The organism is Mesoflavibacter sp., from assembly GCF_964226795.1.
Lineage (GTDB): Bacteria > Bacteroidota > Bacteroidia > Flavobacteriales > Flavobacteriaceae > Mesoflavibacter > Mesoflavibacter zeaxanthinifaciens.
The window spans coordinates 77,985-104,981 of sequence record NZ_CAXQQP010000006.1 but is presented as its reverse complement, the minus strand read 5'-3'; the positions used below and the strand labels follow the sequence as shown (position 1 = coordinate 104,981).

The following is a 26,997-nucleotide window of genomic DNA, read 5'->3' as shown; positions in this document are numbered from 1 at the left end:
GAAACGAACTGATTATAATTTACTACAAGTTTTGCTTCATCCAAACTCTAGGTGTAATACCTTCAGCTTTTTTGAAGTATGTATTAAATACGCTTTTAGAATTAAAACCACTATCAAAAGCCAACCCAAGAATAGTAAGATGAGAATTTTTAGGATCTAAGGCTATAGTTTTGAAATGATTGAGACGAAAGTAGTTTATAAAATCATTAAAATTCTTATTGAATTCAGTATTAAGTAACCAAGACAATTTATTAGGATGTAAATCAATACTTTCACCTAGTTCTTTTAATGAAAGATTTGGATTTAAAAATGGCTTACTTTTTTTAATAAAATTCTCTAAAATCAACTTATATTCCTTAATCTCAGAATCATTAAAAGGTTTTGAAATTTCTCTTTCAATTTTATTTATAACTTCTTTGTGTTCTGAGAATGATTCTGAAGAAATAATTTGTTTTGTTATTAATTGAAAGCGCTTGTTTTCTCTCAAAGAATCTAAAAAAGGATCTAATTGAAAATTAACTAATTGACCTACTTTTAATTTCATTTTATCTTCAAAAACATCTAGTGCTTTTTCTGTATTACCATAATGTATCAGTAAATAAAAATGCCAAGGATATATATTTTTAAAACTTTCATCTATATCAATAGTGGCAATGTCAATAGGTCTTTTTAATTGTTTTTTATTAATCAAACTAAATAACGCTTTGCAAATTTCAGGATAATTTAGTTGTGGCTTTACAGCTATAAAATTTTCAAATTTTGAAACGTCGTTTAAAAATATATAACATGCTAATTTAGTTTCAATTGCTAAACTAAAATTTGGATCTATTCTTAAACATTCATTTAAATGTAAAATAGATTCGTTATACATTTTTTTTAGAAAATAAATATTTCCTTTAGTAAAATGATGATTAGGTGATAATGGACTAATTTCTATAGCCTTATTAATATTTAGTAAAGCTTTTTCTAACTGATTAGTAGCCATATATATTTCGGCAATACCCTCATAAGCTATAGCATAGTTTGGGTTTTTATGTAATGTTTCTTTTAATAAATTTATGCCATTAGTGTAATTCCATTGGTTCCAAAAACTTAATGAAGATTGAGAAAAATATGCTAAATAAGATGATGAATTAATTTTTAAGCCTTTATTTAAATAATGTTTAGCTAATCTTTCTCCTTCTGTTTTATCTATAAATCCCCAACTAGATAAAATACCATAGGATCTACTTAATGCAAAGTAAGCATCATAAAAATTTGTATCAACTGCTATACTTTTTTTATAACAATCTATTGCTTTAAGATAATCTTCTAAAACCCAATTAAGTTGATAAGCTCTACCTTTTAAATATAATTTATAAGCATAAATATTTTTAGTTCCAATTATAGAGATATGATTATGTATATATAAGTGTCCAAAGTTTTCCCTAATCTGTTCTGCTATAATTAAACTTATTTCATCTTGAAGTTCAAAAATATGGTCTAATTTTCTATCAAAATTTTGTGACCAAATTTGAAACCCATCATTTGTTCGTATTAACTGTGTATTAATGCGTATTCTATCTTTAAATATTCTAATACTACCTTCTAAGATGGTTGCTACACTTAATTGACTACCAATATGCCTAACATCAATGCTTTTGTTTTTAAAAGCAAAAGAAGAAGTTCTAGCAATTACTTTTAGTCCCTTAATTTTGGTTAAAGCATTAATAATTTCTTCTGTAATTCCGTCACAAAAGTAATCGTTATCAATATCATTACTCATATTGACAAAAGGTAGAACAGCTATAGACTTATTATCTATCATTATTTGTAATGAACTCTAATTATTTTAAATAAAAATCAATAAACAATATTAATAAATTAAGGCTTTAATATGTTAGTTTATCATAAAATTTAAAACAATTTAATGTGGTTAGTTAATTAAAGAAGCAAACAAACAATCCTTATCTTTGTATTGAAAAAGAAAAGGTTTAATGAAATTCAACATAAAAAATAGCTTTATAAATCAGCTTCCTGCAGATTCTAAAACAGAAAACAGTCGTAGACAAGTAAAGGAAGCGTGTTACAGCTTTGTTTCACCCAAAAAAACATCTCATCCAAAGCTAATTCATGTATCTCCAGAAGTATTAGAAATCTTAGGTTTAACAGCTGAAGACGCAAATACTGAAGAGTTTCTAAACATTTTTACAGGAAATAAAATTCTTGAAAACACCAAACCTTACGCTATGTGTTATGGCGGACATCAATTTGGTCATTGGGCAGGACAATTAGGCGATGGTAGAGCTATTAATTTATTTGAAGTTGAACATAATAACACTAACTGGAAATTACAATTAAAAGGTGCTGGAGAAACACCTTATTCTAGAAGTGCTGACGGATTGGCTGTTCTAAGAAGCTCTATCCGTGAGTATTTATGTAGTGAAGCAATGTATCATTTAGGCATACCTACAACTCGTGCTTTAAGTTTAGCACTTACTGGCGAACAAGTGTTGCGTGATAAATTATATGACGGCAATCCAGAATATGAAAAAGGCGCAATTGTTTGTCGTGTGTCGCAAAGTTTTTTACGTTTTGGAAATTTTGAAATATTCTCAGCAAGACAAGACTTCAAAACCTTAAAAACGCTGGTAGATTATACCATTAACACACATTATGCGTTTTTAGGAAAACCGAGTAAAGACGTTTATTTAAAGTTTTTTAATGAAGTAGCTAACCGAAGTCTTGATATGGTCATCCATTGGCAGCGCGTTGGTTTTGTTCATGGTGTGATGAACACCGATAACATGTCCATTTTAGGTCAAACTATAGATTATGGTCCTTACGGTTGGCTAGAAGGTTACGAGCCTGGTTGGACACCAAATACCACAGATGCACAACACAAACGTTACCGTTATGGCGCACAAGTAGATGTTGTACATTGGAATTTATTTCAGCTTGCTAATGCTTTGTATCCTCTAGTAAATGAAGCTGAAGGTTTTGAGGCTATTTTAGGCAACTTTGGAGAACAAAAAATAGAACGTTACAAAGCTATGATGCGTTCTAAATTAGGGTTACAATTGAAAGATGAAAAAGACGCTATTTTAATTCAAGAGTTAGAAGATTGCTTACAACTTACTGAAACTGATTTTACCATATTCTTTAGGTTATTGGCAGATTTTGAAAATGAAAAACATTCGGAAGGATTTCAATTAATTACTGAAGCATTTTATACACCAAAAACAATTACAGAAGACATTAAAACACGATGGAACTTATGGTTTTTATCCTATGCTGAACGATTAAAGCGTGAGACAATTTCTGCGAAAGCGAGAAAAGAATACATGAACAGTATTAACCCAAAATACGTTTTAAGAAATTATATGGTACAACTAGCAATTGATGATGCTAATAAAGGTGATTATAACTTAATCCACGAGTTATTCAATCTTCTAAAACAACCTTATGCAGAGCAACCAGAGCATGAAAAATGGTTTGCAAAACGACCTGAATGGGCAAGACATAAAGTAGGTTGTTCTATGCTATCTTGTAGCTCTTAAAATTAGTATCTTTGCATAAAAGAAATTAGCAATGTCTACAGAGAAAAAACCTGATAATGTAGTGTTTAATACTGACACAAATTCTTATGATGCTGCATTAAAACCTTATGCAACCAATGTTGGCGCGCCAGCTATTGTTGTAAAAGAAAATATTACTTGGAAAAATAAAAACATACATAAAGCCAATAAACAAATAAAGGCTAAATATTTAGAGCTTAAAGCAGAATATGATAGAATGATGGAAGAGCTTGAGTATAATAACCTTGTGTATAATGCTAAATTTAATTTCGAGCCTATTTTAGGTGAAGTTTATCACTTGTACAGAGATAAAAACAACTTACCGTTTTTATCAATAATTGCTCCTTCGGAATGTAATTTTGATTTTGTAGGTAGTTTTTATCTTAATTCTGAACACATGTGGAAAAAAGTAGAAAATGATCAATAAAAAAAGTCCTAAGTAAAACGCTTAGGACTTTTTTATTCTGTTTTAGTAATACAACTAGTTTCCTTTTTTATAATCTTCTAAAAACTTAGCTAAACCACTATCTGTTAAAGGATGTTTTAGTAAACCTTCAATAGAACTTAATGGTCCTGTCATTACATCTGCACCAATCTTAGCACAATCTATAACGTGCATTGTGTGACGTACAGAAGCTGCTAAAATTTCAGTATCAAAATTGTAGTTATCAAAGATGTGTCTAATTTCTGCAATTAGGTTTAATCCATCTGTAGAAATATCATCTAAACGACCAATAAACGGACTTACATAAGTCGCTCCTGCTTTTGCTGCTAATAAAGCTTGACCTGGAGAGAATACTAATGTTACATTAGTTTTAATTCCTTTATCACTAAAATATTTACAAGCTTTTACACCATCTTTAATCATTGGTAATTTGATAACAATTTGGTCATGTAATTCGGCTAAAGCTTCACCTTCTTTTACCATACCTTCAAAGTCTGTAGATATAACTTCTGCACTTACATCTCCATCTACAATATTACAAATATCTACATAGTGTTTTAAGATATTATCATGACCTGTAATACCTTCTTTAGCCATTAAAGATGGGTTTGTAGTAACACCATCAAGAATACCCATATCTTGCGCTTCTCTAATTTGGTCTAAATTGGCAGTATCAATAAAAAATTTCATTTTAAATAGTATTTATTAGTTGTGTATAATTTGTGCTTACGAAAGTACAACTTTAATACATGTTGATTAAAATTTAATATTAAATAATATTAACATTTTATCTTCTTAAAGCTTGTAATGGTTTAAAAGCAATTTTTCGTACATTTTATCTGGAAGTAAAAACTTTAATACAATAGAAAACTTCTGCATAAAAGCACCTACTTTATAATGTATTTTGGGATTTTTAGTATTAATTACTTCATGTACTTTTTTGGCAACTGCAATTGGTGATCCACTACTACTTACATCTTCATCTATGTCTTTTAATACATTTGGGTATTTTGTATATGGCGAGTCTTTTAATACTGGTGCATGATAACGTCCTGCAGCAATATTAGTTGCAAAATCTCCTGGAGCAATGTTTGTAAATTTGACTCCAAAGTCTTTAGTTTCCATTCTAAATGCTTCGGTTAAAATCTCTAAAGCACCTTTACTTGCACTGTAAATTCCTCTGTAAGGTAATCCCATATATCCAGCAATAGATGTAATATTAATAACCAAACCAGATTGTTGCTTTCGCATTTGTGGCAATACCGCTTTTATTACATTAATTGGTCCAAAAAAGTTAGTATTAAAGTTATGCTGTATTTGTTCTGCAGGTATTTCTTCAATAGCTCCAGTAATACCTACTCCTGCATTATTAACTAAAACATCCAACCTACCTTCGGCGTCAATAACGGTTTGTACAGCTTCGTTAATAGTTACAGTATTATTAACATCTAAAGCGACTAAATTAAAATTACTATTGGTGTAGTTTTTAGGGTTACGACTGGTACCATAAACAATGTACCCTTTTTGGGTTAAAAAATCACCTATAGATTTACCAATTCCTGAAGATCCTCCTGTAATTAATATAACTTTAGACATTGTAGAAAAATAAGTTTTGAATTTTGAAATAAAAGTAAAGCGAATTTAAAAAATCTTAACTCTAAAACGTTAAGTTTTGGGTACAAAAAAAGGCAAGCTACCTACATCACACCGCTACGACCGCGTACCTTTGCTTCGTTCCCGACCTGGAGGATTCAGCAGGAGCTGGTTGTGTAGGACTTGCCGGCTGCAAAGATACACACTTTTAATTTTTTCACAATGATTTTTTATAATGAATTTTAATAAATAACTTGCTGAATAATTTCTTTTTAAAATGAATACACTTAAACAGCTTACAATCATAATTTTAACCGTTTTATTAACGGCTTGTGGTGAAGACGTAGAAACCCTAAAAAAGAGTTTATCTATAAAAACTAATACAGAAAACAGCACAATTAGCATTGATAAAACGCTAGAAGTCGCTCTTATTAATCCGAAAAATATTGAAATTTCTTCGGTAGATTTTTCTTTAGATGGTAAACCAATTTCTAAAAATCAACCACTATCAGATTTTAAATTAGGTGAACATACCATTACAGCAACTGTAAATTTTGATGATGAAACCGTTGAAGTAACCGAAGTTATTTCAATATTAAATGATAAAAACCCTAAGTTTTATAAGGTTGAAATATTAAACACCTATCCACACGATAAAACATCTTTTACTCAAGGATTAGAGTTTAATAATGGTGTTTTATATGAAAGTACTGGACAACGTGGTGAGTCTAAAATTAGAAAAATTGACTATAAAACTGGTGATGTTTTACAAGAAATAAGTATTCCTGATGCTTTTTTTGGAGAAGGTTTAACTGTTTTAAACAACAAGGTTTACCATTTAACATGGATGGCAAAAAAAGGATTTACCTACAATGCTGAAACTTTAGAAAAAACAGGAAGCTTTAATTACGGTAAAAGTAAAGAAGGTTGGGGATTTTGTAATGACGGAAAACAACTTTACAAAAGCGATGGTACAAGTTTGATTTGGACTATAAACCCTGAAACTTTAGTAGAAACTGACCATATCCAAGTATGTACAGCTAAAGGAAAAATTGGTCGTTTAAATGAAATTGAATGGGCTAATAATAAAATCTATGCAAACATTTGGCAACGTAAAGGTATTGCTGTAATTAATCCTAAAAACGGTGCTGTAGATGCTGTAATAGACTGCAAAATATTAACAGATCAAATAGACAATTTTTCTTTAGACGAAAATACGCTTAACGGTATAGCCTACAACCCAGAAACCAAAACTTTTTTCTTAACTGGTAAACGTTGGGATAAGTTGTTTGAGGTAAAAATCATCCAGTAAAACACTGTTAAACATTTAAAAACAAAGCGTTAAAGTTTTATAATTTTTAAAATTAGCTAGGCAATAATTCTATTTTTGATGGACTAACTAACCTAAAGTCTATTGAGGTATTTTGCTTTCATACTAACGCTCTTTACTTGTTTTTTTGCTAATGCTCAAAAAGTAAATGGAATAGTTTACGACTCTATTGCTGCAATAGAAAATATTAAGATTGTAAACCTCAATACAAAAAAGTTTACGGTTTCTAATAAAAAAGGACAATTTACTATTCCAGCAAAAGTTAATGACACATTACATTTTAGTTCTATCTTTTATCATGAACAAACTTTAATTATTAATGCTTCGCATACAAATGATACATTTGTAATCGAATTAAAAAAAATTAATAACGAATTAGAAGAAGTTGTTTTAAAAGAAAAACACTTGCCTAAATTAGCAAGTATAGAAGAAGTAGAAACTAATTTACATAATCAAATATTAGAAGACATAAAAAAAAATCCACATTTATATGGAAATTTAAATGATGGTGGTATAGATTTTATTCAAGTCTTTGATATGATTGGTAAACTTTTTAAAAATAAAAACAAACAACAACCTATACAATATGCTACTTACGAAGAGTTAATTTCAACCTTTGAAAACTCTAAAACACTAGATCAATTCTTCTTCAAAAACACATTAAAAATACAAAATCATCAACAGGATTTATTTATTCAATACATAGAAGCTTCGTATATAGATAGTAAGCTATTAAAACCAGAAAAAGAAGTGTATTTAATCGAATATTTAGTGCAATCTGCAAAAGAATTTAACGCTATAGTTAAAGCTTATAAAGAGAAAGACTAATTTTAGCGTTATGAAAATTCATCAAAAACAAATACTAGTTACCAAAGAGGATTTAGACCAAAATAACCACGTTAATAACATTAGATATGTAAAATGGGTTAATGATATTGCTATTTCGCATTGGGAAACCGAAGTGTCAACAACTGTTTTAGACCAGTATTTTTGGGTTATGTTATCTCACAACATTGACTATAAACATCAAATTCTTTTAGGTGAAACCGTAACACTAAAAACCTATGTAAAATCTTGTGAAGGTTTATTTTCTATACGTATTGTCGAAATTTTAGTGGATAAAAAACTTTGCGCCTATTCTGAAACCAAATGGTGTTTTATGAATAGTAAAACTTTAAAACCAAACCGAATTCCGCAAGAAATTATCGACCTATTTTAATTTAAAGCATGAATTAATTTTTGTCAGTTTAAACCTGTTGTTCATTTTGATTTCAAATTAATAATTAAGCGTCAGTTCGAGTGGTTTTGAGGTACGAAAAACTGTATCGAGAACTTGTTTGAATTAAAAAACTCTATTCTCTATTCAACTTTTCCCATTTTCAATCGTAAAATTCACTCAAATTGACGGTTTTCAAGAAATTCTATAATAGATTTTAATAATTTTAAACACACATACTAAATACCCTTTAAAAAAGTTATATTTTAGTCAACTATTAAAAGGATAACTGCCAATTATATGAAGCGCCTACTCTATTTTACTGCACTTTTTATTTTCATTTTAACGTGGAGTTCTTGTCGTAAAGATTTTGACTTTCAACCAAGCAATGGTACTTTAGGTTTCTCTAAGGACACTGTGTATTTAGATACTGTTTTTACTAACATTGGCTCAAGTACTTACACTTTAAAAGTGTATAATAATTCAGATGAAGACATCTACGTCCCAAACATTAGACTAGAAAATGGCGAAACATCTGGTTACCGATTAAACGTAGACGGAATGGCTGGAAAAAACTTTGACAATGTCGAAATTTTAGCAAAAGACAGCATGTTTGTTTTTATCGAAATTACCGAAGATATTCAAAATCATATGGCAACAGATTTTGAATTTTTATACACCGACAAAATCCTTTTTGACGCAGGCAATTTACAGCAAGACGTAGATTTAGTAACCTTAATAAAAGACGCTGTTTTTATTTACCCTGATAGAGATGAAACTACTCAAATTGTAGAAACATTAACCCTAACTATTGATGGACAACCGGTTGAAACTGATTTGCAAGGTCGCGAGTTATTACCTGAAGAATTAACCTTTACTAATGAAAAACCCTACATTATTTACGGTTACGCAGCTGTACCAGCTGGCGAAACCTTAACTGTAGAAGCTGGTGCACGTGTGCATTTTCATGCAAATTCAGGTTTAATTGTTCAAGAAAATGCCTCTTTAAATGTAAATGGTGCGTTAAGTAATGACCAAGACCTTTTAGAAAACGAAGTTATTTTTGAAGGCGACCGTTTAGAGCCAATTTATACTGATGTACCAGGACAATGGGGAACAATTTGGCTATTTGAAGACAGCCAAAATAACATCATAAATTACGCAACTATCAAAAATGGTACGGTTGGAATTTTATCTGATGCTAATCCAAATGCAGGTACGCCAATTAATAAGTTAACCATTACCAATTCGCAGATTTATAACTCTAGTACCTTTGGTATTTTAGGAAGAAACACATCGATAAACGCCGAAAATTTAGTTATCAACAATTCTGGTCAAGCTAGTTTTGGCGCAACTTTAGGAGGAAAATACAACGTAACACATAGTACCATTGCTAATTATTGGGATAGCAGTTTTAGACAATTTCCTGCATTACTAATTAACAACTTTGTAATTAACGCAGATAACTCTGCAACAATAGCAGATTTAACCGAAGCCAATTTTAACAACTGTATTATTTACGGTAATGATAATCCAGAATTAATTGTAGATGAAATTGAAGACGCAAGCGTAGTTTTTAATTTTAAATTAACCAACTGCTTATTACGATTTGATAATTCTAGCGGAAATTTTGATGGTGATAATTACGATTTTAACAACATCAACCATTACGAAAATATCATTTTTAATGAAGCGCCTAATTTTAGAGCGCCTTTTGAAAACGATTTAATTATTGGTGAAAATTCTGCAGCAAATGGTCAAGGTAATGCTACGTTTGCTACGCAAGTCCCAAATGACATTTTGGGGATTAATAGAACCAATAATCCAGACTTAGGTGCATTTCAACATATCATCTTCTAGATTGAACGAAAGAATAAAATAGTATTTGTTTTTTCTTTTAGTTTTGGACTAAATAATACCCTCAATTATTAAATGATGATAAAATTAAAAAGAAATATGAGCAATTTTGATAGATTAGTTCGTTTTATCGTGGTTTTATTACTTATATCAATATTATATGTAGGAGAATTTAATGGTCCGATAGCTTTTATAATTATAGTAGTTTCAGCCATGTTTTTATTTGCAAGTGTTACAGCTTTTTGTCCATTTTACAAATCAACTAACATGTCTACTTATGACGACTCTGAAGACTATCTATAACTTACCTTTATAAAATTTTATTTTATAAAAAAAAGCCAGCTATTTGGCTGGCTTTTTTTCCGCGAAAGCGAAATTATCTATTTAAGCAAATAATGGTAAATCACTCATCATTGCATTTACTTTTACAGCAATGGTATCTAGTTTATCTTCGTCTTCGTGGTTTGTAATCACTTCGTCTATAAGATTAACTATTGCTTCCATATCGCCTTCTTTTAAACCTCTTGTAGTTATAGCTGGTGTACCAATTCTAATTCCAGAAGTTACAAATGGGCTTTTATCATCAAATGGCACCATATTTTTGTTTACAGTAATATCTGCTTTTACCAATGCTTGTTCTGCATCTTTACCGGTAATATTTTTGTTACGTAAATCTATTAACATCATGTGGTTATCCGTACCACCAGAAATAATGTTATAACCACGATCTACAAACGCTTTTGCCATAGCTGCTGCATTTTTCTTTACTTGTAACATGTAGTGTAAAAAGTCATCTGTTAAAGCTTCTCCAAAAGCAATTGCTTTTGCAGCAATAATATGTTCTAATGGTCCACCTTGATTACCAGGGAACACACCAGAGTCTAATAAAGAAGACATCATACGTGGTTTTCCGTTTTTAAGTGTGATACCAAACGGATTTTCAAAATCTTTACCCATTAAAATCATTCCGCCTCTTGGACCACGTAATGTTTTATGTGTCGTTGTAGTTACGATATGGCAATGTGGCATAGGATCGTTTAAAATACCTTTAGCAATTAATCCAGATGGATGAGAAATATCTGCTAATAAAATAGCACCTACGCTATCTGCTATTTCACGAAAACGCTTAAAATCTATATCTCTAGAGTAAGCAGAAGCACCAGCAATAATTAATTGCGGTTTTTCCTTAGTAGCAATCTCTTGTATATTATCGTAATTTAAAACACCTGTCTCCTCTTCTACTCCATAAAATACAGGGTTGTATAATTTACCAGAAAAATTTACTGGCGATCCGTGTGTTAAATGTCCACCATGTGATAAATCAAAACCTAAAATTTTATCACCTGGTTTTAAACACGCATGGTAAACTGCTGTATTAGCTTGGCTACCAGAATGTGGTTGTACGTTAGCATAGTCTGCACCAAACAATGCTTTAGCACGGTCTATTGCAATTTGTTCTACCTCATCAACAACTTCACATCCACCATAATAACGCTTACCAGGATAACCTTCGGCGTATTTATTAGTTAGTACAGATCCAGCAGCTTCCATAACTTGGTCGCTTACAAAGTTTTCAGAAGCAATAAGCTCTATACCGTGTAACTGTCTGTCTTTTTCTGCTTCAATTAATTCAAATATTTGTTCGTCGCGTTGCATAATTTTTGTTACTCGTTAAAAATTTATCAAAAATAAGAAATATGTCTTGTAAATAATTCAAAAAACATATATTTACTTAGAATTTATAAACAACAAATCAACAAATATTTATGCCTTTAACAGCTAACAATCCGGATAGAAAATCGTGGTTACACGTCGATAAAAATTCAGATTTCCCTATACAGAACATACCTTTTGGCGTTTTTTTAACCAGAGATGATATAATTACCATCGGAACACGTATTGGTGATACTGCAATAGATTTAGGCGCTTTACACCAATTAGGTTATTTTGACGGTATCCCATTAACTGACGATATTTTCTTACAAGACACTTTAAACGATTTTATTGCAGATGGACGCAATACATGGCGCGCTGTAAGAAATAGAATTGCTGAAATTTTTGATGCTGAAAACGACACATTAAAAAACAATGTAAAACACAAGGAAATTGTATTATTTAGATTAGATGAAATTGAAATGCAATTACCTGTTCAAGTTGGTGATTATACAGACTTTTATTCTAGCATAGAACATGCTACAAATGTTGGTACTATGTTTAGAGATCCAGATAACGCATTGTTACCAAATTGGTTACACATACCAGTTGGTTATCATGGTAGAAGCAGCTCTATCATTCCTTCAGGAATACCAGTACATAGACCACAAGGACAAACTTTACCTGCTGGAGCTGAAGAGCCTGTTTTTGGTCCAAGTAAATTAGTAGATTTTGAATTAGAAATGGCGTTTATCACTACAGATGCTAACGATTTAGGAGAACCAATTCCTGTAGATGAAGCTGAAGAATACATCTTTGGATTAGTCTTATTTAATGATTGGTCTGCACGTGATATTCAAAAATGGGAATATGTACCATTAGGTCCTTTCTTAGCAAAAAACTTTGACTCTTCAATTTCTCCTTGGATAGTTACATTAGATGCATTACAACCTTTTAAAACAGATGGACCTAAACCTTTAAAAAAGCAACTTCCTTACTTACAACAAAAAGGACAAAAAAGCTACGATATTAATTTAGAGGTTGCTATCCAACCAGAAAAAGCTAAAGAAAAAGTAGTTAGTAAATCTAACTTTAAATATATGTATTGGAGCATGTCCCAACAATTAGCTCACCATACTGTTAACGGATGTCCTGTTAACTCTGGAGATATGATGGGAAGCGGAACAATTTCTGGTTCTACACCAGACAGTTACGGATCTATGCTAGAATTATCATGGCGCGGAGAAAAGCCTTTAAAAATGGCAGATGGTACCGAGCGTAAGTTTATAAATGACAATGATACTGTAATTATGCGTGGTTATTGCGAAAAAGACGGAACACGAATTGGTTTTGGAGAAGTAAAAACAAAACTATTACCTGTTTTTGAGCCTAAAAAAAATAAATAGATAAACAACATCTTTTTTTATAAAAATGAAACCCTTTAGACCGTCTAAAGGGTTTTATTTTTAGTTTTGGCACGCATCTTGAAAATACTTATCCTAATAACCCTTAAAACCCAAAGAAGATGAAAAACTTTACAATTATTACAGTACTTTTTCTGGCACTATCGTCTTGTGTGGGAAGAAAACAAATCGAAAAACAGCTAAACACTGGTAACTACGATCAAGCAATTAATAATGCATTAAAAAAGCTTGAAACTAATAAAAATGCTAAGCGTAAACAAGATTATGTGCTTATGTTAAGAGACGCTTATTATAAAGTTGTAGAGGATAATCATTACAGAATTAACCAACTAAAACAAGATGGTAATCCAGAGTATTATGAGACTATTTACAATCTTTACACACGTTTAGATAGTAGACAAAACTCTATAAAAAGTGTATTACCTCTTCAAATTAATGGTAAAACAATTAAATTTAAATTTAATAATTATACGTCTGACATTATAGATTATAAATCTAAAGTTTCAGACTATAAATACAGTCAAGCAAAACAATTATTAAGTACTTCAGATAAATACAATGCAAGAGAAGCTTACGGTTTATTAGAAGATGTAGAGTACATCAATCCTAATTTTAAAGATGTTAGATCTTTAATGGATCAAGCTCATTTTAAAGGAACAGACTTTGTAATAGTTTCTGTTAAAAATGAAACTAACCAAATTGTACCTACAAGATTAGAGGAAGAGTTATTAGACTTTGATACTTATGGCTTAAACGATAATTTTTGGACTTTATATCATGCTAATGCTTCTGCAGATATTAATTATGATTATGCGATGCAATTGCAGCTTAAACGTATAAATATCTCTCCAGAACATGTTTATGAAAAAGAATATGTTAGAGAAGCTGAAATTGTAGATGGTTGGGAATATGTTTTAGACGAAAACGGAAATGTTGCTAAAGACAGTTCTGGAAATGATATAAAACAAGATAAAATAGTTAGAGTGTTAGCTAGATTATCTGAAGTACAGCAAGTAAAATCGACTCAAGTTATTGGTCAAGTTGTATTTACTGACATAAAACAAAATCAGGTGTTAGAAAGTTTCCCAATAGATTCAGAATTTATTTTTGAAAACTTCTACGGAAGATTTAGAGGAGATAGACGTGCTTTAAGTGATGATGATAAAAGGTTGCTAGGTAATAGAGCTGTACCATTTCCAACAAATGAGCAAATGGTTTATGATACAAATGAAGACTTAAAACAGAAGTTAAAAAGTATTATAAAACAAATGACATTCTCATAAACTAAAAACTCCCTTAATTGGGAGTTTTTTTATGCAAAAAAGTCTTTTAAGCCTGTTAATACGCTTTGCACTGCGTAAGATGCTAATATTAATCCCATAATCTTACTAATTACAGTTATACCATATTCGCCTATTCTTTTTTGAACGTTTGCAGCTACAAGTAACAATATTCCTGTTAGAGCAACCACAAAAAGAACTAAAAATGTCGTAATTAATTGTTGGTTTATAGAATAAATATGGTTATCAGTCATTAAAACTACAGCCATTATTGCTCCAGGAGATGCTATAGAAGGTATTGCTACAGGAAAAATAGTTACATGCTTATAATCTTTAATAAGATGTTTTTCGCTTTCTGGTTTGCCACTACCAAAAATCATAGTCAAAGCAAATAAAAATAGAATGACGCCTCCAGAAATCTGAAAAGCATTTAATGTAACATTCATACCTTCTAATATTAATTGTCCAATTACTATAAAGAACAATAAAACAAAGAAAGCAATTACACTAGCTCTTATAGCAACACGTTTTTTATATTTATTGTCAAAATGTTTAGTAGCCTCTAAATATACAGGTACAGACCCTAAAGGATCTATTACAGCAATCAAAAATAATATGGTAGTAAATATTTCTTTCATTAATTTAAATCAACTCCTTTTGTAGTAAACGATAAACCTTGTTGTCCTGAAGTAGATATCATAATAGCTTCAAAATATGGTACATTTGTAAGCTTTTTTACAGACCAATCAAAAATAAAATTAGCTCCTGTACCACCTTCAATATCATTTTCATCTATAACAATTTCAATGGTTTGCATTGGCTTTATAAAAATTGGTTGTTTTATATAATGTCTTATTAAATCACCTTTTGTATTAAAATAGTCTGCGCTATTAATATAAATTGTATCAGTTCTATTTGTATTTCTTATGCTAACGGTAGCGGTCAAATCATGTGTTTTATGCTCTGTAGTACTGTATATTTGAGAATATACCGATAAATAAGAACTACCTTCTATTAAAGAGTCGTTAACTTTTCCTGTCCATTTCATAGATTCTAAATGACTAGAAGGTTTAGGCTCATTATTCTGTTTAGTTTCACAACTAAACAAAACACTAACAACAGTAATTAAAAGCGCTACTTTTTTCATAAAATTAATTTTATATAAAGGTACTTAAATCTAAATCATTTATTGCACCGTGACTAGCATGAGCAACCACTACTCCATTTTTAATAATTAGTAATTGTGGTGATTGATGCATCACTTGAAATTTGTAACCAACCTCATTAGATACATCTCTATAATTTAACAAATCTAAATAATATAAATCTGCATTTAGATCTAAATCATAAGCTTCAGTAAATTGGTTTAAAACCATTCTACTAATTCCACATCTTGTAGAATGTTTAAATATCAGCTGTGTTTTTCCTTTAGATGATAATTCAATTTCATCTAATTGCTCTATACTTCTTAAGTTTTGCCAAGGTAGTACTTTCTCTTCCTTAGGCGTTTTATTATTTCCAAAAAGTTTTCCAAACATAATGTATACTTCATTTTCCGCAATAGCGAAAGTTAATTTATATAGTAAGTCGACTTCAATTTTAAAACTTACAAACTGACTAAAAGTCACTAAAAACCAGTAGTTAACAGACATTTTGTCGCTAAAATACTATTGGTAAGATAATTGAAATAAAGCAATCAAACATTGCTAAATTTTAAAAAATGAACTTAAACAATTATACAATAAAATCGCAAGAAGCCATACAACAATCGCAACAAATTGCGCAAAGTTATGGGCATCAACAAATAGAAAACGAGCACCTTTTTAAAAGTATCTTAGAAGTTGATGAAAACGTGTTACCATTCTTATTAAAAAAACTAAATGTTAACACGACAGTATTAAAACAAGCTTTAGACAAGCAATTAGAAAGTTTTGCAAAAGTCTCTGGCGCAGATCTTATGTTATCGCGTGAAGCTGGTAAAACACTAAACGAAGCGTCTATCATTGCAAAAAACATGAAAGACGATTTTGTGTCTATAGAGCATTTAATCTTAGCTATCTTAAAATCTAATAGCAAGATTGCACAAATGCTTAAAGACCAAAGTGTCACCGAAAAAGGTTTAAAAGCTGCAATTGAGGAACTTAGAAAAGGAGATCGTGTAACATCTCAAAGTCAAGAAGATACTTATAATTCTTTAAACAAGTACGCAAAAAACCTAAATCAATTAGCTAAAGACGGTAAGCTTGATCCAGTAATTGGTCGTGACGAAGAGATTAGACGTATTTTACAAATCTTATCGCGTCGTACCAAAAACAACCCTATTTTGGTAGGTGAACCTGGTACTGGTAAAACCGCTATTGCCGAAGGTTTAGCACATCGTATTGTAGATGGCGATGTACCAGAAAACTTAAAAGAAAAGCAAATTTTTGCTTTAGATATGGGTGCTCTTATTGCAGGTGCTAAATTTAAAGGTGAATTTGAAGAGCGTCTTAAAGCTGTAATCAAAGAAGTGACGACTAGCGAAGGTGATATCGTTCTTTTCATAGACGAAATACATACGCTTGTTGGTGCTGGTGGCGGGCAAGGTGCAATGGACGCAGCAAACATCTTAAAACCTGCTTTGGCGCGTGGTGAGTTAAGATCTATTGGTGCAACAACACTTGACGAGTATCAAAAATACTTCGAAAAAGACAAAGCTTTAGAGCGTCGTTTTCAAAAAGTAATGGTAGACGAGCCAGATACAGAAAGCGCCATTTCTATACTTAGAGGTATTAAAGAAAAGTACGAAACGCATCACAAAGTACGTATTAAAGACGAAGCTATTATTGGCGCTGTAGAGTTATCTCAACGCTACATTACCAACAGATTTTTACCAGATAAAGCTATCGACTTAATGGATGAAGCGGCTTCAAAACTGCGTATGGAGATTAATTCTAAACCAGAAGAACTAGATGTTTTGGATAGAAAAATAATGCAGTTAGAAATTGAAATTGAAGCTATTAAGCGCGAAAAAGATGAAATAAAACTGAAATCTTTAAGAAGTGATCTTGCTAATCTTAAAGAAGAACGTAACGAGATTAACGCCAAATGGAAAAGCGAAAAAGAAGTTGTAGACAATATCCAAAACACAAAACAAGATATTGAAAACTTTAAACTTGAAGCCGAACGTGCAGAACGAGAAGGTAACTATGGTAAAGTAGCCGAGCTTAGATATGGTAAAATAAAAGAAGCGCAAGAAAAACTGGAAAGCCTTCAAAAAGACTTGCAATCGCAATCAGAACATAGCTTAATTAAAGAAGAAGTTAACTATGATGATATCGCAGAAGTTGTTGCAAAATGGACAGGTATTCCTGTTACAAAAATGCTTCAAAGCGAACGCGAAAAGCTTTTAAAACTTGAAGACGAGCTACATAAACGTGTTGTTGGTCAAGAAGAAGCTATAGAAGCAGTAAGTGATGCCGTTAGACGTAGTCGCGCAGGTTTACAAAACCCACAAAAACCAATTGGTACATTCCTATTTTTAGGAACAACTGGTGTTGGTAAAACAGAACTTGCTAAAGCATTAGCCGAGTATCTTTTTGATGACGAAAACGCAATGACTAGAATAGATATGAGCGAGTATCAAGAACGTCATGCCGTTAGTAGATTAGTTGGTGCGCCTCCAGGATATGTTGGCTATGACGAAGGAGGACAATTAACCGAAGCAGTAAGACGTAAACCTTATTCAGTTGTATTGTTAGACGAAATTGAAAAAGCACATCCGGATACGTTCAATATTCTATTACAAGTTTTAGACGAAGGTCATTTAACAGATAATAAAGGTAGGATGGCTGACTTTAAAAACACCATTATAATCATGACTTCTAACATGGGAAGTCACATAATACAAGAACGTTTTGAAGCTACCAAAGATGTAGAATCTGCTATGGAAGCTGCAAAAGTAGATGTTTTAGGATTACTAAAACAAACGGTACGTCCAGAGTTTTTAAACCGTATTGACGATACAATAATGTTTACACCTTTAACACAAGACAACATTACACAAATTGTAGGATTACAATTAAAAAGTGTAACTAAAATGATTGCTAAGCAAGGAATAACTTTTGACGCTACACCAGAAGCGATAGAATACTTAGCAGAAAAAGGTTATAATCCAGAATATGGAGCAAGACCAGTAAAACGAGTAATACAAAAAGAAGTATTAAATCAATTAAGTAAAGAGATTTTAGCTGGAAAAATAAATACAGATAGTATCATTTTACTAGATGCGTTTGACGGTGAACTTGTATTTAGAAATCAAGGTGATTTAGTTGAAGACGAATTATAATTTCATAAAGTTCTGTTAATACTAAAAAGACATATAATATTATAAAGTTTAGACCGTTTTCATAATTGGTTGGTTAGTTGAAAAAGCAGCACAAGACTTTTCTTACAGAAAAAGTGTAGTGTTGCTTTTTTTTTATTTTATTTAAAATTAAAAAAGCCACTTTTTTCAAAGTGGCTTTTCGAAAATTTTGGTTAAACTAACTAACTCTTAAAATAATAATTTGATACCAAAATTTACATCCATAGAATTGAAACCTAAAGACGTTGTTCCTACTGCATCTCCTTCATCTGGAGAAATTGCATTATAACCAAACTGTCCAAAAGTTGCTTCTAAAGTTAATACGTTAGATACAAAAAAGTCAACACCTGGTCTTAAATTAAAACCATAACCAGTTGCTCCATCATAAAAAGTTAATGGTACATCTGCTTGACCAAAAATGTAAAATTTCTCATTAATATTCCAGTATTTTCTTGCTAAAGGCATTACTGTTACTGCATCTACAGCATTTGCATCTGCTACTTTTACAGAACTATAACCTACACCTAAACCAACTGTAACAGAAGGAGAAACAAATGTTCCTACTACAGGCATAATTCCAAAAGTACTTGTATCTGATGCTTCATCATCATTAAACTCTAGTTGTCCTAATGCCCACCAAGCACCTTTTAATCCTTGGTTATCTTCTTGAGCAGATACTTTAAATGATATTAATAAAATTAATGCTAATGGTAATAATAATTTTTTCATGTCGTAATATTTGTTTTAGTTACTGACACAAATTTATAGCAGTCTTAGAGCTTAAAAACTGACTTTTATCATGCTTTTCAAAAGTTTTTACTTCATCTTAAAAATCAACATCCATTAGATTATTATTCTGTGTAAAATTTCTATAACTTTATATCATAATATTTATTTACATGAATTCTTTAAACACATATATAGACCACACACTTCTTAAAGCAACAGCGACAGAGCAAGATATTATTAACCTATGCGACGAAGCAAAAAAGCACAAATTTTTCTCCGTTTGTGTTAATAGTTGCTATGTTAGTTTAGCTAAAAGCCAATTAAACAACTCAGATGTTAAAGTATGTAGCGTCATAGGTTTTCCGTTAGGCGCTATGAGTACAAAAGCAAAAGTTGAAGAAACCAAACAAGCCCTAAAAGATGGCGCAGATGAAATTGATATGGTACTTAACATTGGTTTTTTAAAAAGTAAAAAATTTGATGCCGTTTGGCAAGACATAGAAGCCGTAAAACAAGTTATGCCCAATAACATACTAAAAGTTATTTTAGAAACTTGTTATTTAGAAGAAATTGAAATTATAAAAGCTAGTGAGTTAGCCATTAACTCTGGAGCAGATTTTATTAAAACATCTACCGGTTTTGGTACTGGTGGCGCAACAATACATGACGTCGAAATAATGAAAAGTGTTGCCCAAAAATGCAATGTAAAAATTAAAGCTTCAGGTGGAATTAGAGATACCGAAACCGCAAAAGCCTATATAGAAGCTGGTGCAGAACGTATTGGCACTTCTAACGGAATTGCAATTGTAACTGGTCAAAAAGCCGAAGAAGGTAATTATTAATCACAACTCTAAATATTTTAGACACTTTAGTCACTTTAAATACTTTTAACTAAAAAATGAGCGTACATATAGAAGCCAAAAAAGGCGAAATAGCAGAAACCATATTACTTCCTGGTGATCCTTTACGTGCTAAATGGATTGCAGAAACTTTTCTTGAAAACCCAGTTTGCTTTAACCGTGTAAGAAACATGTTTGGCTACACTGGCACTTATAAAGGCAATAATATATCTGTTATGGGAACAGGTATGGGCGTACCTAGTATTTCTATTTACGCACACGAGCTTATTACAGAATACGGCGTTAAAAACCTAATAAGAGTTGGTAGCGCTGGATCCTATCAAGAACATGTGAAAATTAGAGACATTGTTATTGCTATGGCGGCATCTTCTAATTCTGGTTTAAACGAATTGCGTTTTGGTGGCGCAGATTATGCCCCTACAGCTAATTTTGAATTATTTGAAAAAGCTGTTAATGTAGCTAGAGCCAAAAATATTCCTATTAAAGCAGGAAACATTTTTACTAGTGACGAGTTTTATGCAGACGATTTTGAATCGTACAAAAAATGGTCAAAATTCGGGTTACTTTGTGTTGAAATGGAAACTGCAGGCTTATATACTGTTGCTGCAAAACACAAGGTTAATGCGCTTACAATCTTAACCATTTCAGATTCTTTAGTTACAGGTGAGAGAACAACTAGCGAAGAACGCGAAACTACCTTTTCTGAAATGATTGAAATTGCTTTAGAACTAGCCTAAATAAAACATGAGACAATTTTTATTCTTATTAATAACATTAACTTTTTTTTCTTGTCAACAAACATCAGAATCAAAAGAAAAGGATGTTGTTAAAACCACTACTTATTACTTTATAAGACACGCAGAAAAAGATCGTTCTAATCCTTCAAATAAAAACCCTAATTTAACTATTGAAGGTCACAAAAGAGCTAAAAAATGGAGTGACGTTTTTAAGCACATTACATTTGACAAAATATATTCAACAAATTATAACAGAACTATACAAACAGCTCAGCCAACTGCCAATAAACAAAAAATTCCCATTCAATTTTATAAGCCTAATAAGTTGTACAGTAAAGAGTTTATTAATAATACTAAAGGAAAAACCGTTTTAGTGGTTGGACACAGCAATACAACTCCTTCGTTTGTCAATAAAGTTTTAAATGAAGAAAAATATCAAAATATAAACGACTCTGTTAATGGAAACCTTTATATAGTTACCATAAAAAATCAATCTAAAACAGATTATTTGTTAAGCATTCAATAATATAATTAGTAACTTTGCCCTAATGCAAAAGAAAATAAACATTCTTAATAAAAAGGCTAAATTTCAATATGAAATTTTAGACAAATACACTGCTGGAATTGTCCTAACTGGTACCGAAATTAAATCCATTAGAGACAGTAAAGCTTCTATTGCCGAAAGTTTTTGCGAGTTTAATGATCGTGGCGAATTATTTGTAATCAATATGACTATACAAGAGTATGTTTTTGGTAATTATTATAACCACAAACCTAAAGCAGAACGTAAATTATTACTTAACAGACGTGAGCTTAAAAAGTTAGAAAAAGAAGTCAATACGTCTGGTTTAACTATCATACCACTACGCTTATTTATTAACGAAAGAGGTCTTGCTAAGCTAGATATAGCCTTAGCTAAAGGTAAAAAGCTTTACGATAAAAGAGAAACTATTAAAGACCGTGATAACAAGCGTAATCTAGATCGTATCAAGAAAATTTATAATTAATTTAAGTCTCTGATAATTATATAATTCAGTAAAAAAAATTATGTTTGGCTTTATATAGGCAACCATTTAAGTAAAAATGACGTCTATACTATAAAACCAACATAATGAAAAAATCTTTACTTCTATTACTTTTATTGTTTTGTATTAAACTTTCTGCACAAGTTGTGGGAACTGTAACATCCAAAGAAAACAAACCACTTGCGGTAGTCAATATTTTTGTTGAAAACACACGTAAAGGAACAACCACAAACAACGACGGTTATTACCAATTAGATATTAAAAACACAGGAAATCACACTGTAGTGTTTCAATATTTAGGATTTAAAACACTAAAAAAGACTGTAACCATCAATAGTTTTCCTTTTACCTTAGACGCTGTTTTAGAAGAAGAAGATATTAATTTAGATGAAGTTGTTTTAAACGCAAAGGAAGATCCTGCTATTCAAATTATTAGAAACACTATTGCGAAAAGAAAAGAAAATCTAGAAAAATACAATACGTACACTTCTGATTTTTATTCCAGAGGATTATTACAACTTAAAGATGCACCAGAAAAGATTTTTGGACAAGAAATTGGAGATCTTGAAGGTAGCTTAGACTCGACCAGAAGTGGTATTATCTATCTTTCTGAAACCATTTCTAAACTAGAAAAATTATCGCCAAAACCTTTAAAAGAAACCATTACTGCTTCTAAAGTTAGTGGTAACAGCAATGGATTTAGTTTTAATAACGCGACAGATGTCGACTTTAATTTTTACGAAAACACCATAAGTCTTGAAACCGAAATCGTCTCTCCAATTGCAGACTTTGCCTTTAATTATTACAATTACAAATTAGTTGGTACATTTTATGACGATTCAGGACATTTAGTTAATAAAATTGAAGTTTTGCCAAAGCGTAAAAACGACAAAACCTTTGATGGTTTCATTTATATTGTAGAAGACCAATGGAGTTTATTTGGTTTAGAACTTAATATTACTGGGCAACAAGCGCAAATTGCACCTGTAGATTTGTTCACAATAAATCAGTCCTTTTCATATTTTGAAGACGAAAACGTTTGGGGAAAAATTTCTCAAATATTCGATTTTACATTTGGTTTTATGGGCTTTAATGGTAGCGGACGCTTTACCGCAGTGTACAGCGACTATGATTTTAATCCTAATTTAGACAAGAACAATTTCTCGCGCGAGATTCTTTCATTTAAAGATAACGCCAACAAAAAAGACAGCTTATACTGGCAAGAAAAACGACCTGTACCACTTACAGATGCCGAAGTTAAGGACTACATTAAAAAAGATAGCATACAATTGGTTAGAGAATCTCAACCTTACTTAGATTCGGTAGATCAAGCAGAAAACAAATTTAAACTTGGTGATATTTTAGGCGGTTACACGTATAAAAATTCGTTTAAAAAGAAACGTTTTTCAATTTCATCTCCAATTTCAGCAATTCAATTTAATACTGTGCAAGGTTGGAACGGAACAATAACCGCAGATTATACAAAACGCTATAAAGACAGCGAAAAATATTTCAACATAAAATCTGATGTTAATTATGGTTTTGCAGACGATAGATTACGTGGTACAGGAACTATAAACTATAGATTCAACAATAAAAATCGTGCATTTGTATCGCTTTCTGGTGGTAGTAAAGTAGAGCAATTTAATCCTAGTTTAACTAGTTTGCCGTTATTAAATACATCGTATTCTTTATGGGTTGAAAAAAATTATTTAAAGCTTTATGACCGTAGTTACGTACAAGCAAATTATAGTCAAGAGTTAGTCAATGGGCTTCACCTCTACTCTAATTTAAGTTACAATAACCGAAAATCGCTTTTTAATACCACAGACCAAGCTTGGTACCCAAAAGCAGACCGAGAATACACGAGCAATAATCCAGTAGATCCTACTGCTTACGGTATTCCTTCTTTTGCAAACCATCATATTTATAAGTTAAATTTAAACACGCGTATTAATTTTGGTCAAAACTATTTAAGTTATCCTAACGGAAAATATAACATACCAAATAGTAAAATTCCGACGCTATTTTTAGGTTACGAAAAAGGATTTGGCAGCAGCATTAGCAACTACAATTTTGATTTGTTTAAAGCACAATTATATCAAAATGTCAACTTAAGCAACAAAGGAGATTTAACTTACTATTTAAAAGCTGGCGTATTTAATAATGCAGATAATATTGCGTTTATAGATTACCATCACTTTAACGGTAACCAAACCAATATTGTTATGGATGGTAATTATATAAACAGTTTTAAAATCTTACCGTATTACGATTTAAGCACCAATAACAACTATGCCGAAATCCACACAGAGCACAACTTTAAAGGCTATATTTTAAACAAAATCCCTTTAATAAATAAACTAAACTACAATTTGGTTTTAGGTTATAACGCTGCATTAACTAAAGAAAACAAGCCTTACAACGAGTTTTCTATAGGTTTAAGTAACCTAGGTTGGGGAAAGGTTAGGTTTTTACGTGTAGATTACGTGCGCGCTTATTCTGGAAGCGGATTGGTTAATGATACCTTTTTGTTTGGGTTTAGTTTTTAAATGATTAATACTTAGTAAATCTAGACTTGATTTTGAACAAAAAATCAACTAACTTCGTTTGATATTGAATAATGCGAATTGGAAACTCGCTTTCTCTTTTCATTGGCAAACATTTAAAACAAAACAAATATGAAACATCTTATTAAATTTTTATTCATTGCAATAATCTCATCTAATTTTACTTATGCTCAAAAAATAAAATTGAAAAAGGGAAAGATACTAGTGGATGATATAGAAGTATTTAATTACGATTCTAGTAAGTCTGAAGGCTGGTTGAGTATTTATAATATTGAAAGTGGAGATGAAGTAATTTTTATTAAAGAAGCTGACAACGGAACATACACTTATCAAGATGATGATTACACTATTTATAAATTTTTAGAGCAAGACGTTATTGTAGAAATTTCCGGATATTCAGTATGGAAAAGTTACATAAAATTTCTATTTAAAAATAAAGTATTTGACACTGATGGCAAACTCAACGACTCTAACATTGAAACTCTCAAAACCAAGTTCGACGAAAACATAACTGAAAGAACAATTAAAAACTGATAAACGATTTGCCAACAACGTGTATAATTAATTGCTAGTTCTAACCTACTTACGAATATTCCAAAAAACTATTAAAAACCACTAATTCTTATCCTCCAAAAGCGGTACAAATCTAAACTCGCCAAACTCAGTTTTTTCAAAATCGGTTTGCCCTTTTCTAACAAAAAGTGTCATGGTTTGTACGTTATCTCCAACAGGTATTACTAAACGACCATCAATTTTAAGTTGCGCTAATAATGGTTTTGGTACAAATGGCGCACCAGCAGTAACAATAATACTATCAAAAGGTGCTTCTTCTACTAATCCTTTATAGCCATCACCAAAAATTAGTTTTTTAGCACGATAGCCTATTTTTGGTAAAAAACGACTGGTTAGTTTAAATAATTCGTGTTGTCTTTCTATACTATACACTTTAGCGCCAAGCTCGCATAACACAGCAGTTTGATAACCGCTACCTGTACCAATTTCTAAGACTTTATCGCCACGTTTTACTTGCATTAATTCGGTTTGAAATGCTACCGTGTAAGGTTGTGATATGGTTTGATCTGCCGCAATAGGAAACGCTTTATCTTGATACGCATGATCCAAAAAACTAGAATCCATAAATAAGTGTCTTGGTATCTTACCAATAGCATCTAAAACATCGTTATTAGTAATACCTTTTGCTTTTAAAACTGCTACTAGTTTCTGTCTTAATCCTTTATGTTTAAACGTATCTTTCAAAATATGGGCTAGTTTAGAAGGCTAAAATTACTTTAAAATTTTAAAGCTCAAAATAAAAATTTTCAATTTATAAATTCTTCTTAAATCAAAGATTTAATTATCAAATTCATTTAAAAAACTGTTTAAAAAACTTATTTTTGTTAAAAACAGAATAATCTATGCTTAAAGCTGGTGTATTAGGTGCTGGTCACCTTGGAAAAATTCATTTAAGACTACTTAAACAATCAGAAAAATTTGAATTAGTAGGTTTTTACGATGCAGACCAAGAAAACGGTAAAAAAGTAGAAGCTGAATTTGGCTACAAATATTTTGAAACTATAGAACAATTAATAGATGCTGTAGATGTTGTAGATATTGTTACACCAACATTATCGCACTTTGACTGCGCTAGACAAGCCATTAAAAAAGGCAAACATATCTTTATTGAAAAACCAATTACTAACACTGTGCAAGAAGCCGAAGCTATTAGAACTTTGGTTGCAGAACACGGTGTAAAAGGTCAAGTTGGTCATGTAGAGCGTTTTAATCCTGCATTTACAGCAGTAAAAGACCAATTAGATAGCCCAATGTTTATTGAGGCACATCGATTGGCCGAGTTTAATCCGCGTGGTACAGACGTACCTGTAGTTTTAGACTTAATGATTCACGATATAGACGTTATTTTAAGCGTTGTAAAATCTAAAGTTAAAAACGTGTCTGCAAGTGGCGTTTCGGTAATTAGTGACACTCCAGATATTGCAAACGCGCGTATCGAGTTTGTTAACGGTTGCGTAGCCAATATTACAGCAAGCAGAATTTCACTTAAAAACATGCGTAAAACACGTTTTTTCCAGCGTGATGCATACATTTCGGTAGACTTTTTAGAAAAGAAATGTGAAGTCGTAAAAATGAAAGACGCACCAGAACAACCTGGAGATTTTGATATGATTTTACAAAATGCCGAAGGTATTAAAAAGCAAATCTATTTTGACAATCCAGAAATATCAGCTAACAACGCCATTTTAGACGAGCTGGAAAGTTTTGCCAACGCCATAAACACTAACACAACACCAGTTGTAACGTTACACGATGGTACAGAAGCTTTGCGTGTAGCCACAATGATTATCGATCAATTTTAAA

The 26,997-nt window shown here is 31.3% G+C and carries 26 protein-coding genes and 1 other RNA gene; 17 read left to right on the top strand and 10 right to left on the bottom strand.

The features are described 5' to 3' along the window. Positions 1-22: 22 nt before the first annotated feature. On the bottom strand, positions 23-1,807 hold the full coding sequence (locus ACEQT4_RS04260) for a helix-turn-helix domain-containing protein (protein WP_370226179.1): 1,785 nt from the start codon (positions 1,805-1,807) through the stop codon (positions 23-25). A 169-nt stretch (positions 1,808-1,976) separates the two neighbouring features. On the opposite strand from ACEQT4_RS04260, the gene ACEQT4_RS04255 reads away from it, so the two are divergent. Together ACEQT4_RS04255 and ACEQT4_RS04250 are read left to right on the top strand one after the other, a co-directional pair. Next, entirely contained in the window at positions 1,977-3,539 is a 1,563-nt protein-coding gene (locus ACEQT4_RS04255; RefSeq protein ID WP_370226177.1) for a YdiU family protein, read from the top strand. Positions 3,540-3,570: 31 nt separating this feature from the next. Further along, a complete protein-coding gene (locus ACEQT4_RS04250; RefSeq protein ID WP_106678153.1) occupies positions 3,571-3,984 on the top strand; it encodes a DUF2452 domain-containing protein in 414 nt (137 codons plus the stop codon). Between the two features lie 54 nt (positions 3,985-4,038). Here ACEQT4_RS04250 and fsa read toward each other — a convergent pair whose 3' ends face one another. The 3 genes from fsa to ffs form a co-directional block, all read right to left on the bottom strand. After that, positions 4,039-4,692 carry a fructose-6-phosphate aldolase gene (gene fsa / locus ACEQT4_RS04245; protein WP_027878791.1) on the bottom strand — a complete coding sequence of 218 codons (654 nt, stop codon included), beginning with the start codon at positions 4,690-4,692 and terminating at the stop codon, positions 4,039-4,041. A gap of 105 nt (positions 4,693-4,797) precedes the next feature. Beyond that, positions 4,798-5,598, bottom strand: coding sequence for an SDR family oxidoreductase (locus ACEQT4_RS04240; RefSeq protein WP_370226175.1), 801 nt, complete (start codon positions 5,596-5,598; stop codon positions 4,798-4,800). An 87-nt stretch (positions 5,599-5,685) separates the two neighbouring features. Continuing rightward, positions 5,686-5,784: signal recognition particle sRNA small type (gene ffs / locus ACEQT4_RS04235), an RNA gene on the bottom strand. 88 nt (positions 5,785-5,872) lie between these two features. Between ffs and ACEQT4_RS04230 the strand changes: the two genes are divergently transcribed. From ACEQT4_RS04230 to ACEQT4_RS04210, 5 genes are all read left to right on the top strand, one after another. Further along, a complete protein-coding gene (locus tag ACEQT4_RS04230; protein WP_370226173.1) occupies positions 5,873-6,907 on the top strand; it encodes a glutaminyl-peptide cyclotransferase in 1,035 nt (344 codons plus the stop codon). 102 nt (positions 6,908-7,009) lie between these two features. Beyond that, the gene (locus tag ACEQT4_RS04225; protein ID WP_370226172.1) at positions 7,010-7,753 is read left to right on the top strand and encodes a carboxypeptidase-like regulatory domain-containing protein; all 744 of its coding nucleotides are present in this window, start codon (positions 7,010-7,012) and stop codon (positions 7,751-7,753) included. Between the two features lie 10 nt (positions 7,754-7,763). Next, positions 7,764-8,144, top strand: a complete 381-nt coding sequence (locus ACEQT4_RS04220) for an acyl-CoA thioesterase (RefSeq protein ID WP_370226171.1) — start codon at positions 7,764-7,766, stop codon at positions 8,142-8,144. A 297-nt stretch (positions 8,145-8,441) separates the two neighbouring features. Beyond that, complete coding sequence (locus ACEQT4_RS04215; protein WP_370226169.1) at positions 8,442-10,001, top strand: hypothetical protein; 1,560 nt, start codon at positions 8,442-8,444, stop codon at positions 9,999-10,001. 96 nt (positions 10,002-10,097) lie between these two features. Continuing rightward, positions 10,098-10,301 carry a DUF2892 domain-containing protein gene (locus ACEQT4_RS04210; protein WP_162138983.1) on the top strand — a complete coding sequence of 68 codons (204 nt, stop codon included), beginning with the start codon at positions 10,098-10,100 and terminating at the stop codon, positions 10,299-10,301. Positions 10,302-10,382: 81 nt separating this feature from the next. Here ACEQT4_RS04210 and glyA read toward each other — a convergent pair whose 3' ends face one another. Further along, positions 10,383-11,654 (bottom strand): serine hydroxymethyltransferase, encoded by a 1,272-nt coding sequence (gene glyA, locus ACEQT4_RS04205; protein ID WP_370226167.1) that lies wholly within the window; start codon positions 11,652-11,654, stop codon positions 10,383-10,385. Between the two features lie 110 nt (positions 11,655-11,764). Here glyA and fahA point away from each other — a divergent pair, with 110 nt between their 5' ends. Then, positions 11,765-13,057 (top strand): fumarylacetoacetase, encoded by a 1,293-nt coding sequence (gene fahA, locus ACEQT4_RS04200; protein ID WP_370226165.1) that lies wholly within the window; start codon positions 11,765-11,767, stop codon positions 13,055-13,057. Between the two features lie 119 nt (positions 13,058-13,176). After that, complete coding sequence (locus ACEQT4_RS04195) at positions 13,177-14,358, top strand: hypothetical protein (RefSeq protein WP_370226163.1); 1,182 nt, start codon at positions 13,177-13,179, stop codon at positions 14,356-14,358. A 29-nt stretch (positions 14,359-14,387) separates the two neighbouring features. Here the strand turns inward: ACEQT4_RS04195 and ACEQT4_RS04190 are convergent, their stop codons facing one another. From ACEQT4_RS04190 to ytxJ, 3 genes are read right to left on the bottom strand one after another with little or no spacing between them, the layout of a single operon-like run. Then, positions 14,388-14,993, bottom strand: coding sequence for a MarC family protein (locus ACEQT4_RS04190; protein WP_027878781.1), 606 nt, complete (start codon positions 14,991-14,993; stop codon positions 14,388-14,390). Further along, positions 14,993-15,502: a DUF3124 domain-containing protein gene (locus tag ACEQT4_RS04185; RefSeq protein ID WP_370226161.1), complete on the bottom strand. Its 510-nt coding sequence runs from the start codon at positions 15,500-15,502 to the stop codon at positions 14,993-14,995. Before ACEQT4_RS04185 ends, ACEQT4_RS04190 begins: the two co-directional genes overlap by 1 nt. 10 nt (positions 15,503-15,512) lie before the next feature. Beyond that, entirely contained in the window at positions 15,513-15,893 is a 381-nt protein-coding gene (gene ytxJ, locus ACEQT4_RS04180; RefSeq protein WP_370226386.1) for a bacillithiol system redox-active protein YtxJ, read from the bottom strand. Positions 15,894-16,075: 182 nt separating this feature from the next. On the opposite strand from ytxJ, the gene clpB reads away from it, so the two are divergent. After that, complete coding sequence (gene clpB, locus ACEQT4_RS04175) at positions 16,076-18,682, top strand: ATP-dependent chaperone ClpB (RefSeq protein ID WP_370226160.1); 2,607 nt, start codon at positions 16,076-16,078, stop codon at positions 18,680-18,682. 207 nt (positions 18,683-18,889) lie between these two features. Here the strand turns inward: clpB and ACEQT4_RS04170 are convergent, their stop codons facing one another. Then, positions 18,890-19,429 (bottom strand): hypothetical protein, encoded by a 540-nt coding sequence (locus tag ACEQT4_RS04170; protein ID WP_370226159.1) that lies wholly within the window; start codon positions 19,427-19,429, stop codon positions 18,890-18,892. A gap of 170 nt (positions 19,430-19,599) precedes the next feature. Between ACEQT4_RS04170 and deoC the strand changes: the two genes are divergently transcribed. The 6 genes from deoC to ACEQT4_RS04140 all read left to right on the top strand — a co-directional run bounded on the left by deoC (position 19,600) and on the right by ACEQT4_RS04140 (position 25,155). Next, entirely contained in the window at positions 19,600-20,271 is a 672-nt protein-coding gene (gene deoC, locus ACEQT4_RS04165) for a deoxyribose-phosphate aldolase (protein WP_370226157.1), read from the top strand. Positions 20,272-20,327: 56 nt separating this feature from the next. Beyond that, positions 20,328-21,026: a purine-nucleoside phosphorylase gene (gene deoD, locus ACEQT4_RS04160; protein ID WP_370226156.1), complete on the top strand. Its 699-nt coding sequence runs from the start codon at positions 20,328-20,330 to the stop codon at positions 21,024-21,026. A gap of 7 nt (positions 21,027-21,033) precedes the next feature. Then, complete coding sequence (locus ACEQT4_RS04155) at positions 21,034-21,552, top strand: histidine phosphatase family protein (protein WP_370226155.1); 519 nt, start codon at positions 21,034-21,036, stop codon at positions 21,550-21,552. Between the two features lie 22 nt (positions 21,553-21,574). Then, positions 21,575-22,033, top strand: coding sequence for an SsrA-binding protein SmpB (gene smpB, locus ACEQT4_RS04150; protein ID WP_027878774.1), 459 nt, complete (start codon positions 21,575-21,577; stop codon positions 22,031-22,033). A gap of 104 nt (positions 22,034-22,137) precedes the next feature. Continuing rightward, a complete protein-coding gene (locus ACEQT4_RS04145) occupies positions 22,138-24,603 on the top strand; it encodes a DUF5686 and carboxypeptidase regulatory-like domain-containing protein (protein WP_370226154.1) in 2,466 nt (821 codons plus the stop codon). A gap of 201 nt (positions 24,604-24,804) precedes the next feature. Beyond that, entirely contained in the window at positions 24,805-25,155 is a 351-nt protein-coding gene (locus tag ACEQT4_RS04140) for a hypothetical protein (protein ID WP_370226152.1), read from the top strand. Between the two features lie 81 nt (positions 25,156-25,236). Here the strand turns inward: ACEQT4_RS04140 and ACEQT4_RS04135 are convergent, their stop codons facing one another. Next, complete coding sequence (locus ACEQT4_RS04135; RefSeq protein WP_106678189.1) at positions 25,237-25,878, bottom strand: protein-L-isoaspartate(D-aspartate) O-methyltransferase; 642 nt, start codon at positions 25,876-25,878, stop codon at positions 25,237-25,239. A 158-nt stretch (positions 25,879-26,036) separates the two neighbouring features. Here ACEQT4_RS04135 and ACEQT4_RS04130 point away from each other — a divergent pair, with 158 nt between their 5' ends. Next, a complete protein-coding gene (locus ACEQT4_RS04130; RefSeq protein ID WP_027878770.1) occupies positions 26,037-26,996 on the top strand; it encodes a Gfo/Idh/MocA family protein in 960 nt (319 codons plus the stop codon). Position 26,997 lies beyond the last annotated feature (1 nt).